This window comes from Amphibacillus indicireducens (assembly GCF_039539605.1).
Lineage (GTDB): Bacteria > Bacillota > Bacilli > Bacillales > Amphibacillaceae > Amphibacillus > Amphibacillus indicireducens.
The window spans coordinates 1-16926 of the sequence record NZ_BAABDL010000058.1 but is presented as its reverse complement, the minus strand read 5'-3'; the positions used below and the strand labels follow the sequence as shown (position 1 = coordinate 16926).

Here is a 16926-nt window from a genome sequence, read left to right as displayed (position 1 = left end):
TGAATGAGTGCTCCCATAGATTATGCTAAGCCCATTCTTGCAAAAATTTGATCGACATTTTTCAAGTGATACGTATAGTCAAAACAATCTTCAATCTGGTCTTGTGATAAGATTTCGGTGATTCGTGGTTCTTGTTCAATTAACGTTCTAAAATGTGTTTCTGTTTCCCAAGCTTTCATCGCATTTGGTTGAACGAGATCATATGCTTCTTCGCGACTCATACCTTGATCGATTAAGGATAGTAACACTCTTTGTGAAAAAATTACCCCATGCGTTCGATCAATATTTCGTTTCATATTTTCAGGGAAAACCGTTAAATTGTCGACAATCCGACTGAACCGATTGAGCATATAATCAACGGCAATTGTCGCATCAGGTAAAATCACACGTTCTGCTGATGAATGCGAAATATCACGCTCATGCCATAAAGCAACGTTCTCATATGCCGTCATCATATAGCCTCGAACGACTCGTGCCATACCGGTCATGTTTTCTGAGCCGATTGGATTTCGTTTATGTGGCATTGCTGATGAACCTTTTTGTCCTTTCGCGAAAAACTCTTCAACTTCTCTCGTTTCTGTTTTTTGAAGTCCACGAATTTCAGTTGCGAACTTTTCAATTGAGGTCGCAATTAAGGCGAGCACCGACACATACTGTGCATGGCGATCACGTTGCAATGTTTGAGTTGAAACAGGAGCTGGCTTTAAGCCTAATTTTTCACAAACATATGCTTCAACTGCCGGATCGATGTTGGCGTATGTTCCAACAGCTCCAGATAGTTTCCCAGTTTCGATCACTTCTGCTGCTGCATTAAATCGCTCTAAGTTTCTCAGCATCTCTTGATACCAAAGTGATAACTTCAGCCCAAATGTAGTTGGCTCCGCATGAACCCCATGTGTCCGTCCCATCATCACGGTATGCTTATGTTCGATTGCTTTATTTTTCAAAATCTCAATAAATCGCTCTAAATCTTTTCGAATGATCACATTCGCCTGTTTTAATAAATAAGATAGCGCCGTATCAACAACATCCGTTGATGTTAAACCATAATGAACCCACTTTTTCTCGTCACCAAGTGTTTCAGATACCGCTCGTGTAAAGGCAACGACATCATGGCGTGTCTCTTCTTCAATTGCTAAGATTCGGTCGACATCAAATGATGCGTTTTGACGAATTTTTTTAACATCATCAGATGGAATGACACCTAACTCACTCCACGCCTCACAGGCAAGAATTTCAACTTCTAACCATGCTTGATATTTATTTTCCTCTGTCCAAATCGCTCCCATTTCAGGTCGTGTGTAACGTTCAATCATCTTTTATCCTCCTAGATTAAATTCCGTTCTGTTAATTCGTCGATTAATTGGTCTCGATCACCCGCAACAAATGTTAAATGACCAATTTTACGTTTTGGTTTAATCTGATCTTTACCATAAAAGTGCAGATGCGCTGTCTCTAATTGATTGATTTTTTCTCTATATATGTGAAGATTATCCCCCAGTAGATTAACCATTACTGCCCCGCCATGAAATAAAACTGGAATCAGTGGCAAGTTACAAATCGCACGTATATGTTGCTCAAATTGCGAGACATTACACGCTTCAATTGTAAAGTGACCTGAATTATGTGGCCGTGGCGCCAATTCATTAATGTAAATCTCTTCACCTTTAACAAAAAACTCAATTGCAAATGTACCAACGACATTAAGTGCTGTTGCAACAACTTCAGCTGCTTGCTTAATTTGTCTGGCAACTGAATCTGAGATCCGAGCTGGCACAATTGTTTTATCTAAAATGTGCTCGCGATGTTCATTTTCTGCAATCGGGAAGTACTGAATCACGCCAGCTTGTGACCGGGTAAAAACAATCGATACTTCGCGATCAAACTGAATTAATTTTTCATAAATCAGTCGTTGATTGTTGCCCAGCATCACTTCTGCTTCGGCTAAATCTGCGATCGACTCTAAAATCATTTGTCCTTTGCCGTCATAACCACCGCGACATGTCTTGACAACGGCGGGAAAACCAATTTTTTCAACAGCTCGTTTGAAGTCATCCTGATGATTTATGATTTCAAATGGCGCAACGGGCTGATTGAGTTTTTCCATTAGCCGCTTTTCAAGTTCACGATCCTGTGTCACTTCAAGGGATGCTGTTCCTTGTGGTAGCAGACCTTTGTCTGCTAAATAACGAGCTGTTTTTAGATCAACATTTTCAAATTCATAAGTGACGAGATCAACGAGAGTTGCTAGCTGTTTAATCGCTTCAAAGTCGTCGTAATTGGCAATGATTTGCTTGTCAGCTAATTGGGCTGCTGGACAATTTGGTGTTGGGTCCAGAACGACGAGCCGATAGCCCATATGTCTAGCTGTTGTTGCCATCATCCGTCCGAGTTGTCCACCACCGATAATGCCAATTGTTTTTCCAAGAGTTAAGCTATTGGTCGGCAAGCTGATCCCTCATTTCAGTCACTTTTTCTTGTAACGATGTTTGGTAGTTTGTTAGTTTTTCAGCGATCGTTTGATCGTTCGTCGCTAAAATTTGTGCCGCTAATAATCCCGCATTTGTCGCACCCGCTCTGCCAATCGACACGGTTGCAACAGGTACACCCGCTGGCATCTGGACGATTGATAGTAATGAATCAATCCCGTTTAAAGCTTTAGATTGGATCGGCACACCGATCACTGGAAGCGTTGTTTTTGCTGCAACCATTCCTGGTAAATGCGCCGCCCCACCAGCTCCTGCAATGATTACTTTTAAGCCACGATTTCGTGCTGTTTCAGCATACTTAAACATATCTTCAGGTGTACGATGTGCCGAGATCACTTCTTTTTCATAGTTAATTCCGAGTTCAGTTAAGGTCTGACATGTGTTAGTCATTGTTTCCCAATCTGAAATACTTCCCATAATGACACCTACTTGAACCATACAATCCCTCTTTCCCTCAATCGTTTGAGTTATTATAGATTAGAAAACTTGGCATTCGCCAAACCTTTAGGCGAATGCTTTAGTTGCACTTATGTAGTAAGAAAGTTGTTATACTTTCTTATCTACTAAAAAATCCTATTCACATCTCTCATCATTATGAGAGAAGATGAATAGGTGGGTTTCACATCTTTAATAGAATTCTCAGCCTAGGTTAGTTAAAAATAGAGACACAAAAGCCTTGGCCAAGCCACGTCTAAATGAACAGACCAATCTAATTAAGCATTGGACAGTTCCATCTTCCCTCATAGTCCATTATTTACGGTAACGGGTAGAAACTTTTGAGCCATATTCTCAAATTTATATGAGGTAATTTCAATTCAATTATCATTTGTTTCTACATCTGTATAATAACAATTCTATTGACTATAGTCAATGGTGAAATCGAACAATAAATGATAAATCCAACTTAATGTTCGCCTTTGTTCAAAATTGCTTCAAATATTACTCGTTGTTGATCGGGAATGAGCTTCTTTTCACCATCTTCAATGACTTCTTTAAAAATTGGTTTCTCAATTCTTCTTACTGGTGAGTAGCCCGCTTGTTGAATTCTTTCAAGGCACTGATCAATCGTTTCGTCAGTCATCCGTTCAAATGTTTTCTTTTGTTGATCCTGTTTCTGGACTTTGTTCTGCTTCTGATTCCGTTGCTTTTTTCTCAATTTGTTCGACATACTTCTTTATCCTACCTTTCTTGGCGTTAAAATATCTATCGCCACCCATTCTAACCGATAAGACCAAATCTTTTTTATCGTAATCGGCGTGTGAATTCTAAATACTATATTATCTCCATTTATTATAAATTAATTTTAACATAGACGACACTTTTCTTAAGCGAAAATAAAAAGAATCGACTTGGTTCTCTTAAATTTAATGCTATATAAGCATGGTTCAAGCTAACTTGACGTCGTAATAATTCTTTGCCAAAACTGTTCGATAGTCTTGTAATAATCTCTGAAAAATTCGCTCTCAAGTTTTGAGATTTGCATTCAAGTTTTGAGATTTGCATTCAAGTTTTGAGATTTGCATTCAAGTTTTGAGATTTGCATTCAAGTTTTGAGATTTGCATTCAAGTTTTGAGATTTGCATTCAAGTTTTGAGATTTGCATTCAAGTTTTGAGATTTTAAAAAGCGTGTCGGCTCTTACGAGCGACACGCTTTTTTGATTTAAATTCATGATAAGAAAATCAAGTATAAAACAAACACCAATGACAATCCCCACATAATCGGGTGAATTTTTTTACCTTTACCTGCTACCAACATCGTGATTGGATAGAACGTAAATCCGACTGCAATTCCCGTAGCAATACTATAAGCTAACGGCATGATAATAATCGTTAAGAATGCTGGAATAGCAACTTCTATCTTACCCCACTCAATATCTTTCAAGCTAGATACCATCAATACACCAACGATAATTAATGCTGGTGCGGTTACTGAAGATGTCACAACCGACAATAATGGTGAGAAAAATAATGCTAGGAAAAAGAACAATGAAGTGAAGACAGATGTTAAACCTGTACGTCCACCAACACCAACGCCTGTAGCAGATTCAACAAATGCAGTCGTTGTTGATGTACCTAAAACTGCTCCAACAACAGTAGCAGATGAATCAGCTAGTAAAGCTTTACCTGCACGTGGTAACTCATTATCTTTCATTAAACCTGCTTTACCAGCAACGGCTACTAATGTACCTGACGTATCAAAAAAGTCAACGAATAGGAATGTTAAAATAATTACAGCCATTTCCCAAGTGAAAATATCACCAAAATGCAGAAAAGCTTTACCGAATGTCGGCTTAAGACTTGGAACGCCTGATACAATTTGAGTTGGTAATTCAATTTCTCCAAAAATAATACCAACAACAGACGTGATCACCATTCCATAAAATACGCCACCTTTTACTTTGAAAGCCATTAAAATTGCAGTAACAACTAAACCAAAAATAGCTAGTGCAGTTGGTCCATGAGTAAAATCACCAAGTGCAACCAATGTTGCTTCATCACCTACAATAATCTCTGCACTTTGAAAACCAACAAAAGCAATGAACAATCCGATACCGGCTGCAACAGCTAATTTCAATGTTGCTGGAATTCCGTTAATAATTTGTTCACGAACGCCTGACATAGATAATAACAAGAACAGTATCCCTGAAACTAAAACAGCAGTTAATGCTGTTTCCCATGGAATCCCTGCTCCAATAACAACTGTAAATGCAAAAAATGCATTAATACCCATTCCTGGAGCTAAAGCAACTGGATAATTTGCTAATAGACCCATAACCAACGAACCAAAAATAGCTGATAAAGCTGTGGCTGTAAAAATAGCACCTTTATCCATCCCAGTTGCACCCAGAATATCTGGGTTAACAAACAAAATATACGCCATCGCTAAGAATGTTGTTAATCCCGCTGTAAATTCAGTTCTAACATTTGTCCCTAATTCATCTAACTTAAAATACTTGTTTAACATCTTTTCTTCTTCCCTTCTTTTTTCGCCGCACAAAAAACACACTCTTACATTTAATCTGTTCTAGAGTGTGTCTAAATATACGAGAGAAGATAATAATAAAAAAGAATATTATTATAGCAATTTCCTTTTATCTTCTGCGTAGACAGACCATTTACGGTGGTCGGTAGAAACTCTAGAGCCTTATTCTCAAGATTATACGACGAATTTTTCAATTTATATCGTTATCATACTAGGAAAAAAATTATCCGTCAAGGGTAAAAGCGAATGTTTTTTTAAAAAGACATACCCAATGTTCGGATATGCCTTTTTGGTTACGAAAAGTTATTCATTTGATTTTAATGCTTCAATCATGTCGATTCGTTTTAATTTATGGTGCATCATCCACATAACTAAAGTTGAGAAAAGTAACGTCAACAATCCTGCATATAAATAACTGGTCCAATGTAGTGCTGGATTGAACATCATATTATCCATAGCTATGGTCTCCATAACAAAACTAAACAAGAAACGACCAAAAATACTACCTGCTAGGATTCCCATCATAGTAAGAACTAAATTTTCACGATAAATATACATCGTTACCTCATTATCATAAAAACCTAACACCTTAATCGTTGACAGTTCCCGAATTCGTTCCGAAACATTAATGTTCGTCAGATTATAGAGTACAACAAAAGCGAGACCAGCTGCTGAGAGAATCAAGACGACAACAACAATATTTAAGCTTGCCATTGAATCTCTAAACGCCTCAGTCATTGAAGCAATGAAAGATACTGAAATCACCTGTTCTTCAAGCATTAACTGTTCTGAAAGCTGATCTTCCCAAGTATCGTCTTGATCATGTTTTAACAAGCTTGAATTATAATTTAATGAATTAGCTATCTCTGTTTGATAAACTGCTTTGGTCAAATATAAATAATGACCGGTATAGTTTTCAGTAATGGCTGTAATTTTAATTTGATAGGATTGATTATCACTATCGATGATCGTCAAGTCATCACCTGGTTCAAGCTCAAATAAATTCGCTAATCTTTCAGTAATAATTCCACCATCGTTAGTTAATTGATATGCTTGATCCGATTTGCGATCTTTTAATTGAATAAAATCATTAAATGAGCCGATATCTTCTGGAACCATTACTGTCAGTCCTTGTGTCGGATGGCCTTCATAACTGACTTCAAATTGTTGCTGGAAAACAGCTATATCTTGATCGATTCCGTCATACGATTCAATAAATTGTTGATAAGAAGCTTGAGCTTCTTCAGTTGCTTCATCATCAAGAATAACCATCGCGTCATAGTTCATCACATTACCAAATTGTAAGTCAAGCAAACCTTCTACAGCCCCTCTGATTCCAAAACCTGCAATGATCAAAGCTGCACAACCAGCGATACCAACGATTGTCATCAACATTCTTTGTTTATACCTGAATAAATTACGTGCCGTCACTTTTTTTATAAAATCAAGTCGACGCCACACGAGTGTCATTCGCTCAAGAAAAATTCGTTTCCCTATTTTTGGTGCTTTCGGTCGCATTAAGACTGCAGGCTGGCTTTTAAGATCAGACCGAAGAACAAACCATGCAGTAACGACCGTTGAAATCATTGCGATCGCAGTTGCAATGACTGTGTAAGACCAATAATTTGCCAAAATAAGATCAGGTAAATTGTACATCATTCCATAGGCGTTAAAAATGATTACAGGTAAAAATGTATAACCGAGTACTAATCCAAAAAGGGTCCCTAGCAAGCTTGCACCCAGTGCGTATACGTAATACTTAAGGGAAATTTCCAGATCACGATAACCAAATGCTTTTAGTGTCCCTATTTCTCCACGTTGCTCTTCAATCATCCGAGTAATCGTCGTTAGTGTTACGAGTGCTGCTACAGCAAAAAAAACAGCAGGAAATATCGTTGCAAGCTCACTCAATAGCCCAGCATTATCTTCATATTGGACAAAGTCAGCGTGATCTTTTCTTAAAAAGGTGTAATAAGTTGGTTCCGTTAAATCAGTTAACTCCTCACGCGCTTTAGCTATTTCCACTTCGCCTTCTTCAATTTCCTCAAGCGCATCTGCAGATTCCTCCTCAAAAGTAGCTAATCCTTCTTCGTATTCCTGTTCAGCCTTGCTCAACTCAATATCTTGCTCATCAAGCAAAACAATTCCTTCATTATATTCTTGCCAGCCTTGATCAAGTTCTATTCTCGCAGTAGTTAATTCAGCCTCAGCTTTCGATCGCTCTCGTTCTAGCAGACCCGTTTGTTGATCTAATTTAATCCTGGCTTCGTTGAGCAGCTCTTGACCCGCTTCTAATTCAGCACGACCAGCATTTAACTCCGATCTTTGTCTCACAATTTCAGTAGTTGCTTCATCTATTTGTGTTAGACCCGCTTCAAGCTCTGCATTGATTTGCTTAACTACTCGCTCAACTTGCTCTGCCGGTATGACTCCAGCAAAATAACCTGCAAATAGATCCGCCAGCGTTTGTCCATTTAATTCAACAGATTCCGTTTCAGCTAAAATGCGCTCAATTTCTGCTTCAGGAATAAAATCAATTGGCACTGCAATTACATCCGATAAACCTTGTATATTTTCTTGTTGATTTAATAGTTGCTCACGTTGACGCTCAATTTCCCCACTTACTTGATTCAGTTCCGCTTCTCCCAATTCTAGCTCTGCCAAACCTTGATTCAGTTGATCTGCTTCTAACTCAAGCTCCACACGACCAGCTTCTAGTTGTTCTCTTGCCTGCTTCATCTCTGTTTTAAACTTAGCTAAACCTTGTTCATAAGCAGCTTCCCCAGCAGTTAACTCTTGATATCCTTGCTCAAGCTCAGCTCTTGCCTCCTCGATTGCCTCTTGACCATCATCTAACTTGGCTCGAGCATCAGCTAATTCTGCCCTCGCTTCTTCTAACTCCGCACGCCCCTCAGCAATATCCACTTCAGCCTCATCAATTTCTTTCTCAGCTTCTACTTGGATCTCCACCAAACGTTCCGGAGCATAACCCGCTAAAGTTTGCTCAATATCTGATCCATATGTGCGACTCTGATTCTTATATTCATCACTAAACGTATCTTCTACCCGCAAACTAGAAAAAGTGATAAATAAATCTGTATAAACAGGTAAATTAAAGTCTTCCTCTAAAATGACACCGAACGCATCAAGTTGACCACCAGCAATTGGCGTTTGCCCTCGTGACTCATGAGTAAAGTAACGTGGACTTCTGATAAAACCGACAATTTCAAAATCGATTCGCTCAAATTGCTCCGACAAATCCGTTTCATCACGATCAGGATAAAGGGTAACTTGATCGCCAATTTCATATTGATTTTGAATCATATCTCGTTCATCTAAAGCAATCTCACCACTTCTTTCTGGTAAACGACCACTCTCGATTAAATATTGATTCAATTGCTTATCCGGATGATAACTGATTAATTTCATCACATGGCGGCTTTTACCAACTAATACATCCTGACTAAATCCCGCTTCAACGAACTCAGCATGACCATACTCACTTAAAAGCTCAATCTCTGCATTCTCAATTCCTAACGTTGATTGAACATGAGCGTCATAGAGCTTTTGACTATCAAAATAATCATCCACAGTCACCAGCATGTTTGGCCCCGTCGCCTGTAAACCGGCAAAAAAACCAACACCTAATAAGATCAAAACAAAAATGGAGAAAAATCGAGCTTTCGAATTTAATATTTCTCTGATGACTAATTTATGCACTGCTGTTTTTTTCATTACGCCCAACGACTCCTTACCATTCAATTTCATCTACAGATCGCGGACGTGGATTCTCAACGATTTCACGTACTTTCGCATCATGGATATACACAACCCGATCAGCCATGGATGCAATCGACGAGTTGTGTGTAATAACAACGACCGTTGTCTTTGTTTCATGCGCAGTCTTCTGTAAAAGCCTCAAAATTTGTTTACCCGTTTCAAGATCTAGCGCACCCGTCGGCTCATCACATAATAGTAATTTCGGATTCTTTGCTAAAGCACGTGCAATCGCGACTCGCTGTTGTTCACCACCAGATAACTGAGCAGGAAAATTATCGCGCCGATGCGTGAGTCCAACACTCTCTAATACATCATCAACATCCAAAGCATCTGGAGAAATTTGTGTCGCTAATTCAAGGTTTTCTCTTGCTGTCAGATTAGGAACTAAATTATAAAATTGAAAAACAAACCCGATCTCTTCCCGGCGATAATGAGTGAGTTGTTTCGTTGAATATGTAGCGATATTTTTTCCATCAACCCAAATCTCACCTTCATCTGGTTTATCCATACCACCTAAAATATTAAGCACCGTTGACTTCCCCGCCCCACTCGGCCCAAGAATTACTGCAAATTCACCCTGCTCAATCTCAAATGAAACACCATTATTCGCAACAATCGTATTGTCACCCATCTGATACCGTTTATATTCATCAACAACCCTTACAAAACTCATGGTTACTTCCCCTTTATCCTTGTTTATTTTTTATTAAAAACGAAAGATTGTCATTAAAGTTTCCCGATGATACAATTGTCTCATCGATACAATTGTAGTACCATTTTTGTAAATTTACAATTATATTCACTTCGGACTAGACAAAAAAGGAGAATTTGTAATGGCGCTAAAACCAGAACAAAAAAACAGAGATATCCTACGCTTATCTAACGAGGCATCAAATCGCTTTACGAAAGAATGCATTGAAACAGCACTATTAGTACTAATGAAAGAAAAAAACTTTAACGACATTTCAATCACAGATATTGTCGAACGAGCTGGCGTTTCAAGATCAGCTTATTACCGCAACTACTCATCAAAAAAAGATATCTTAAATAAATATTTACAAACGATCGTTGAAACGATTACTGACTCTTTAGATTTACACAAAAATCACCACAACGACTTCAACTTTTGGTTGTCTGTTTTTACTCGTGTTCGAACATATGCAGATGAATTTATGATCTTACAAAAGGCCGGCTTTGATGCAATCATCCTTTCAAGCATTAATGAAACGATGGTCGAACAGATCTCAAATCGGGACAAGCAGGTATTTGAAAAATATGAAATGTTATTTTGGGTTGGTGCATTCTATAATTTACTTCGGGAGTGGGTCATTTATGGCATGAAAGAATCTAATGAAGACATGGCTCAAATCGGACAAAAAATGTCGATGAATTTTTCTTATGTAGGTAGAGACGAACCATTATAAAACCAGTCGCACGTTGCTCATCAATTAGAAAAGCCCCAAAATTTAGTTTTTGGGGCTAACATTTATAAATTAGTTTAATCTGAACAATCCACTACTTTGAACTAACAAGAACTTTCGATTGACTCTTATCATTCAGTAATAATTCAAAACCATCTTCAACAATAGCTTCTAAACCAATCTTGTTAGTAATCACTTTTTCTGCCGGGACTTGACCACTCGCAATTAAGTCAATCACACGATCATAGCTATTTGCATAAGCCAAGCTAGAAACAACCTTAGCTTCTTTTATAAGTGCTTGGAATGTTGGTAATTTAGGATCTTCCGCAAAAAGAGCAACTAAACAAACTGTTCCTGTTATTTTCACCGCTGATAAACATGTATCAAACGTTGCCTGAACACCTGCACATTCGATCGCTACATCTACACCAGTGTTATCTGTATCTTTCATAATTCTCGCAACAACATCCTCTTCTGTAGGATTGAGTGATGTAACGAATCCAAATGAATTCGCTAATTCTAAACGCTCTTTAGAAACATCAGTGATATAAACAGAAGTCGCACCAGCAGCACGTGCACATAAAGCAGTTAATAAACCAATTGGACCTGCTCCGGTTACCAATACTTTGTCACCAGCTTTGACTCCAGCCAATTCTACCCCGCGATGTGTAACAGCAGTAGGTTCAACAAGAGCGGCTTGCTCAAGTGACATATGATCAGGAATTTGGTAAACATGTTTTTCATCTAAAACACAATACTCCGCAAACCCACCATCATCAGCAAGACCAATAAACGCTGCACCACTATTTCTACATAAATGATAATTTGCTTCACGACATTCTTTACATGTACCACAACGAAGATTCGGCTCAACACAAACACGATCGCCTACTTTTAGTGAGGTCACGTCACTTCCAACCTCAGTAATTGTGCCACTAAATTCATGACCTAACGTTAGAGGTATTTTTCGATTTGAAAGAGGATGCACTTCATCTGTTGGTAGTAAACCTTCTGGCTGTGAGTACGCATGCAAATCTGACCCACAAATTCCCGCCCACGCAACTTCTATTTTTACATCTATAGTGCCAAGGTTTTTAAGTTCTACATCTTCTACTCGAACATCTTTTGCCCCGTAAATTCTAGCTGCTTTCATACAAGTCACTCTCCCATTATTTTTAGCTTTAAGAAAAGATAGATCAATTACACACACTATATTAGTGAAGTAATTCACAATCTTTCTATAACTCTAATATATCATCAAAACTGGTATTTTTCAAAAGATAACGTTTATGATTTCACTAAAAATATTAACTCTTAAACAAACCAAAAAAACTCCAAAATTAATCGGAGTTTTTCTGATAAGTATTTATTTTTGACAAATCACAATCCCCAACGGAAAGTATTGGTCAATTTCAAAGCCTTCCGGCACAATTAGCGCACCATTTTGATAAAAAAACTCGACTGATTGATAGGCAAACTCATCAAACAAGCGCTTAAATTCATTGATCGTTAATTGATGAACATGAAATGGAACACCCGACGGACGATCTCTCCCATCACCAAATGGGGTTGATAAGATTAATCTGCCACCAGGTTTCAACAACTGATCAATATTGTTTAAAAACTGCTTTTCATCATCAATGTGTTCAATCGTTTCAAAACTCATAATACAATCAAATTGCCCTAATTTACTTGGTAAGTTAGGGTCTGTTACATCCCCTTGAATAAATTCAGATGCTGGATGATAGTATCGATTCTTTGCATACGCAATCGCATCTCGATCAAAATCAATTCCAACCACTTGCTCAACTTGTTTTTTAGCTGACTTCACAATTAGATGTGTACCATAACCACTTCCACAAGCAAAATCCAGCACCTTTCCATAAACGTAAGACGTCGCAAATTGATAGCGTGCAACATGTTCAATTAACAGTCGATTCGTTGCTTCCATCTGGTCTGGAATCACACGCTCACCAGTATCTTCAAGCACAATCTTTCACCACTTTCATTTAAAAAACTTTTTACCAAAAAACAATCGATCCGATGAATACAATTAAACTAGCGATCGACCAAAACCCGTGAAAAAGATATTTCTTTTCCGTTTGATCGTGTTTATACTCCATATATGCTCTGAAACCATAAAAGATCGCATAATAAGCAAACAACAAACCATAAACATTTAGATTAGTTGGCGGAAAAAAGATCACCCAAAAACCACCGAGAATAAATAAAATGATTAAAATGGATTCAACCCGCTTTTGTGTCTCGTTCACATGACGATATCCAAAGTGGGGTATAACGATATTGTATTTTTTCTTAATCAGAAGCCCGATAATGATCATCACAATTAAAGATATTAATAAAAACTCGTACATGGGTTCATCCCTCCAAACTACGTCAAGTTAAATTTCAGCTTCAAAAGCGATTGCTCTATCGGACAGATTTCAAATTAAAGAACTAAAAATATCCGAAGTAAGGTAACATGGGACAGTTTAGTACAATTGAGATGAATATTTGTCTAATGTCGGGTCCACTTCGGACAGATTTACTCAGGCGACTTCAAATATTTGTCCAATCCTTGAGGAAAATAAACAATCATGATCAAAACATTTTCTAATTCAAATTATCGCTTCGTATCATAGCGATTATTACCCATGAATTCGCTACCTGTTTCCCGTATTTGGTTAAAAACTCTAACTATCTAAAATATAACATTGTTCAATCTGTGATTCAACAGAATCTATCGTTCTTGCTCTGCATAACCTTAATCAATCCAAATTTAATTCACTAGTATGTTGTTCTGAATAACGATTCAAAGTATACTTAAGATTGAATTTATAGCAACGTCAATTTTAGTAAAACTAAGGGGTATTAAATGAACCGTCTTATATTGTTAGATAGCATCAAACTCGCGATTCCAATTTTAATAATCTATTTAATTTTTAAGTCAATTCGCAAAAACTTTAAATCATTAGATGAAGAACTAATGAATATTTTAATGCTCTTTTATCTCACTTCTTTTTGTTACCTTCTTTGGTTTCAACCTGGTCCCGTATATGATCAGCAACCGTATAATTTTGTCGTTTTTTCAACGATAGATCTTTATTATAATCAATTGATCAATGGTTTTATGCCGATAAAGCTAATCATCATTAATCTAATGGGCAATGTGATAATTACCGGGCCAATTGGCATTTGGCTCAGTTATAAACGAGTCAATCGAATAAAAGCACTCGTTCTCGCCTTATTTATCCCAATCGTTATTGAACTCGGACAATATATTTTACACCTGTTAAATTATGCTACAAGAGTCGTTGATATTGATGATTGGTTACTGAACGCGCTTGGAATTCTGCTTGGTTATTGGTTGACTGAAATCATCGTAAAACGGACAATTAAAAAAATTGGCCATTAGTTTCTAATGACCAATTTTTTTCAGTAATCTGCCTGTTCACTTGCTGGGCGTACTTTTGCTTTATCTGCTTCACCGGCATTTTTATTCGCTTCTTCACGATCAAGTGCGATTCCTTCAACTGAATTCTTATACCAAAAGACATTTTTAGCCTATAGATATATTAAACTGTTTACATTCACTAGTTTTTTAACGCTATCAATATTATTTATGTTTTTCACTTATTGCTTTAACTACTGACATTCTTGATATAGCTACTGTTTCACGTAAACCAGCCAAAATAGTAACGAAAGTACCTAACGTTATAATTAACAACATATGCCCCACATTAAAGTTAAAGACAGATACTCCACTAACCTTTATAATGTCTAGCCAATTAACGATTAATAACACAAGCACGCTTAACAGACTAACACTGAAACCTAAAAGTAAATTATTATATACAAATAATTTAAAAATAAAAAGATTAGAAGCACCCAGCGATTTTAGAACCCCCACTTCATAGATCCGATCTCTTATATTAATCTTTGTTGAATAATTTATTAAAATAAATGATATACTCAAAATAATTAGAGATATTAAACCGAATATTATAAGTAAAACGGAAAGCTTAGCATAAATAGTGAAACCAACACCTTCATTAATCTCATCATTATTATAGTCAAATTGATTAATTATAGTATTAATGGGAGCCATTTTATCCGCGTCTAGCGACTCAACATAAATATCAAGTGAATTATATAGCGGACGATTAAGACTTTCTTTTATTTCATTGTTAATAATTAGAGATAAATCTGATAAAGGTGTCCTTTTATTTTCTTTGTAAATACCAACAATTTTTATTTCTGCGAGCTCTGTTCTTTCAATTGTTCCGGTCAAAAGCAGAGGCGTATTAAATATCAGCCTAATACTTTCTTCTGATAACTTATTATTAATGAGATCATCAACACTATAGAGACTAGAGCTCACCCCCATTATGTTTAATAATTCATTAATACTCTCAATATTAATAAGAGCCTCATTCAACTCAGAAATGTCAGTTCCGTATACTATCTTATATTGTGGCGTTGAATCCTTCGTTCTAATATCTACATCATAAACGCCTGGATATATACTTGAGTCTTTAAAAATAATTGTTTGAATAGCGTTATTAATTAGATTACTAGAGATATAGTCTGAAAGTTCACTAGATATATATAGTTCATTATTAGATAATTCACTATCTAGGCTTCTGATTCCGACTATGACACACTCAATTTCCATATCAGAAATTGTTTTTAATACAACTTTTTCGCCAATATACTTTTGATCACTATCAGGAAACAATGCCATTGCAAGACTTTTATTTAATATAATTTCATTTTTCTTACTTATCATCGCTCCACTCAAATCTTCAAATCTTTCATGAAAAAAATCACTATAATCTACCACATTAAATGTAGCATAGAATTCATCTGCACTTTCTTTACCAGATGATAAAGTGACAGTCTCACTGTAATACGGAACAGATTTGACGATATTATCTTTTGATTTTATTTTTTCAATAAATTCATTATCAATTTGTTTATAACCGTTTTCTACAGTATGGTCGATTAATGTCATCTTATCATTTTCTAATACAGAGGTGTTAATCGTGTCCACTAAATTATTCATAGAGTTAAATACCCCTAAAACAATACCTAAGAACGTTAAACAAAGGAACATTGCTACAAATGAAGAAATCATTTTTCTTTTTCGAAGTTTTAAATTATTTAACGTAATTGTATTGATCCAAGAATTTAACCTCTTTTTTTCATTATCTTCTCTTTTAAGTTTATCATTCAGGTTCTTATTATTAAGATACCCTTTATCAGTATCCTCTATAATGTTGCCATCACTTATTCGTATTATCCGATCACCATATTCATATGCGGCCCTTTCATTGTGTGATACAACAATAACTAAATGGTCCTCAGATATCTTTTTTAATAATTCAAAGATAATCTTTGAATTTTGTTGATCTACATTTCCAGTCGGTTCGTCCGCTAGTATGACTGGGTTATTTCTTAAAAGCGCCCTTGCAATGGCCACTCTTTGTTTCTCTCCACCCGATAGATGAGTCACTTCACGTTCAACTAACTCATCTATTTGAAGTAATTGAATTATGTTCTGATACTGTAGTTCATCAAAATTTTGGCCCGCTATTGCCACTGATATCACTATATTCTCTTTTACTGATAGTGAGTTGATTAAATTGTAATCCTGAAATATAAAATTAAAATAGCGTTTAAGGAACTTATTGCTCTGCTTTTTACTTCTATCTAATTCTATATTAGCATAGTGTAAACCACCATTAAAATTAGGCTCAAGCAACCCCATAATATTAAGTAGTGTACTTTTACCAGAGCCAGACTCACCAACTATAAACACCAATCCATTATGAGGAAATGACAAATTCATATCATTTATAACTACTTTACTGTTATATTCTTTTTCTATGTTCTTTATTTCCATGACATATATCGGTCAAAAACATTGTATGTATCCAACATCTGACCTCTCCTTTTTCATACAAAATATTGGAAAATATTAATAAGTCTGTTCGAACAAACTCTGCATAGAATTTTCATAGTTTTCTCTTAACCAGATATTAACCTAGATTATTCACAGCCCGACCATAAGCCACTAAGAAACTGCGTTAAATCAATTAAAAATACACAATCGATCTTTCACTAATTAAGTGAAAAGGAGCCCGATCTTTGATATTGTATAAGTGACAAAACAAACACCTGACTTTCGCACTTAAAAATGACAAAAACAGCTTTGAATGGCTCTGTCAAGCCATTCAAAAGCTGTTTTTA

Annotated in this window: 13 protein-coding genes and 2 riboswitches; of the genes, 2 read left to right on the top strand and 11 right to left on the bottom strand. The window is 36.4% G+C overall.

Annotated features, from left to right (window positions below):
• Positions 1-20: 20 nt before the first annotated feature.
• From purB to ABD814_RS05620, 7 genes are all read right to left on the bottom strand, one after another.
• Complete coding sequence (gene purB / locus ABD814_RS05650) at positions 21-1316, bottom strand: adenylosuccinate lyase (protein ID WP_344911200.1); 1296 nt, start codon at positions 1314-1316, stop codon at positions 21-23.
• An 11-nt stretch (positions 1317-1327) separates the two neighbouring features.
• A complete protein-coding gene (purK, locus tag ABD814_RS05645; RefSeq protein ID WP_344911198.1) occupies positions 1328-2449 on the bottom strand; it encodes a 5-(carboxyamino)imidazole ribonucleotide synthase in 1122 nt (373 codons plus the stop codon).
• The gene (gene purE / locus ABD814_RS05640; RefSeq protein WP_344911196.1) at positions 2436-2927 is read right to left on the bottom strand and encodes a 5-(carboxyamino)imidazole ribonucleotide mutase; all 492 of its coding nucleotides are present in this window, start codon (positions 2925-2927) and stop codon (positions 2436-2438) included. Before purE ends, purK begins: the two co-directional genes overlap by 14 nt.
• Before the next feature lie 285 nt (positions 2928-3212).
• Positions 3213-3312: riboswitch (purine riboswitch) on the bottom strand.
• Positions 3313-3393: 81 nt separating this feature from the next.
• Positions 3394-3657 carry an NETI motif-containing protein gene (locus ABD814_RS05635; protein WP_344911194.1) on the bottom strand — a complete coding sequence of 88 codons (264 nt, stop codon included), beginning with the start codon at positions 3655-3657 and terminating at the stop codon, positions 3394-3396.
• A gap of 499 nt (positions 3658-4156) precedes the next feature.
• Positions 4157-5455, bottom strand: a complete 1299-nt coding sequence (locus ABD814_RS05630) for an NCS2 family permease (RefSeq protein ID WP_344911192.1) — start codon at positions 5453-5455, stop codon at positions 4157-4159.
• A 119-nt stretch (positions 5456-5574) separates the two neighbouring features.
• Positions 5575-5675: riboswitch (purine riboswitch) on the bottom strand.
• A gap of 101 nt (positions 5676-5776) precedes the next feature.
• Positions 5777-9208 (bottom strand): ABC transporter permease, encoded by a 3432-nt coding sequence (locus ABD814_RS05625; RefSeq protein ID WP_344911190.1) that lies wholly within the window; start codon positions 9206-9208, stop codon positions 5777-5779.
• 16 nt (positions 9209-9224) lie between these two features.
• A complete protein-coding gene (locus ABD814_RS05620) occupies positions 9225-9926 on the bottom strand; it encodes an ABC transporter ATP-binding protein (protein ID WP_344911188.1) in 702 nt (233 codons plus the stop codon).
• A 160-nt stretch (positions 9927-10086) separates the two neighbouring features.
• Here ABD814_RS05620 and ABD814_RS05615 point away from each other — a divergent pair, with 160 nt between their 5' ends.
• Positions 10087-10677: a TetR/AcrR family transcriptional regulator gene (locus ABD814_RS05615; RefSeq protein ID WP_344911186.1), complete on the top strand. Its 591-nt coding sequence runs from the start codon at positions 10087-10089 to the stop codon at positions 10675-10677.
• A gap of 91 nt (positions 10678-10768) precedes the next feature.
• Here the strand turns inward: ABD814_RS05615 and ABD814_RS05610 are convergent, their stop codons facing one another.
• The 3 genes from ABD814_RS05610 to ABD814_RS05600 form a co-directional block, all read right to left on the bottom strand.
• The gene (locus ABD814_RS05610) at positions 10769-11827 is read right to left on the bottom strand and encodes a 2,3-butanediol dehydrogenase (RefSeq protein WP_344911184.1); all 1059 of its coding nucleotides are present in this window, start codon (positions 11825-11827) and stop codon (positions 10769-10771) included.
• Positions 11828-12040: 213 nt separating this feature from the next.
• Positions 12041-12664: a class I SAM-dependent methyltransferase gene (locus tag ABD814_RS05605; RefSeq protein ID WP_344911182.1), complete on the bottom strand. Its 624-nt coding sequence runs from the start codon at positions 12662-12664 to the stop codon at positions 12041-12043.
• A gap of 31 nt (positions 12665-12695) precedes the next feature.
• Positions 12696-13049 carry a DUF4181 domain-containing protein gene (locus tag ABD814_RS05600; RefSeq protein WP_344911180.1) on the bottom strand — a complete coding sequence of 118 codons (354 nt, stop codon included), beginning with the start codon at positions 13047-13049 and terminating at the stop codon, positions 12696-12698.
• A 500-nt stretch (positions 13050-13549) separates the two neighbouring features.
• Between ABD814_RS05600 and ABD814_RS05595 the strand changes: the two genes are divergently transcribed.
• Complete coding sequence (locus ABD814_RS05595; RefSeq protein WP_344911178.1) at positions 13550-14089, top strand: VanZ family protein; 540 nt, start codon at positions 13550-13552, stop codon at positions 14087-14089.
• Between the two features lie 201 nt (positions 14090-14290).
• Here the strand turns inward: ABD814_RS05595 and ABD814_RS05590 are convergent, their stop codons facing one another.
• Positions 14291-16579 (bottom strand): ATP-binding cassette domain-containing protein, encoded by a 2289-nt coding sequence (locus tag ABD814_RS05590; protein WP_344911176.1) that lies wholly within the window; start codon positions 16577-16579, stop codon positions 14291-14293.
• Between the last annotated feature and the right edge of the window lie 347 nt (positions 16580-16926).

Excerpts from the sequence above, each read along its gene's own strand:
- purB (WP_344911200.1), bottom strand. The coding sequence starts at position 1,316 with ATGATTGAACGTTACACACGACCTGAAATGGGAGCGATTTGGACAGAG.
- purE (WP_344911196.1), bottom strand. The coding sequence starts at position 2,927 with ATGGTTCAAGTAGGTGTCATTATGGGAAGTATTTCAGATTGGGAAACA.
- ABD814_RS05635 (WP_344911194.1), bottom strand. The coding sequence starts at position 3,657 with ATGTCGAACAAATTGAGAAAAAAGCAACGGAATCAGAAGCAGAACAAA.
- ABD814_RS05630 (WP_344911192.1), bottom strand. The coding sequence starts at position 5,455 with ATGTTAAACAAGTATTTTAAGTTAGATGAATTAGGGACAAATGTTAGA.
- ABD814_RS05625 (WP_344911190.1), bottom strand. The coding sequence starts at position 9,208 with ATGAAAAAAACAGCAGTGCATAAATTAGTCATCAGAGAAATATTAAAT.
- ABD814_RS05620 (WP_344911188.1), bottom strand. The coding sequence starts at position 9,926 with ATGAGTTTTGTAAGGGTTGTTGATGAATATAAACGGTATCAGATGGGT.
- ABD814_RS05615 (WP_344911186.1), top strand. The coding sequence starts at position 10,087 with ATGGCGCTAAAACCAGAACAAAAAAACAGAGATATCCTACGCTTATCT.
- ABD814_RS05610 (WP_344911184.1), bottom strand. The coding sequence starts at position 11,827 with ATGAAAGCAGCTAGAATTTACGGGGCAAAAGATGTTCGAGTAGAAGAT.
- ABD814_RS05600 (WP_344911180.1), bottom strand. The coding sequence starts at position 13,049 with ATGTACGAGTTTTTATTAATATCTTTAATTGTGATGATCATTATCGGG.
- ABD814_RS05595 (WP_344911178.1), top strand. The coding sequence starts at position 13,550 with ATGAACCGTCTTATATTGTTAGATAGCATCAAACTCGCGATTCCAATT.
- ABD814_RS05590 (WP_344911176.1), bottom strand. The coding sequence starts at position 16,579 with ATGGAAATAAAGAACATAGAAAAAGAATATAACAGTAAAGTAGTTATA.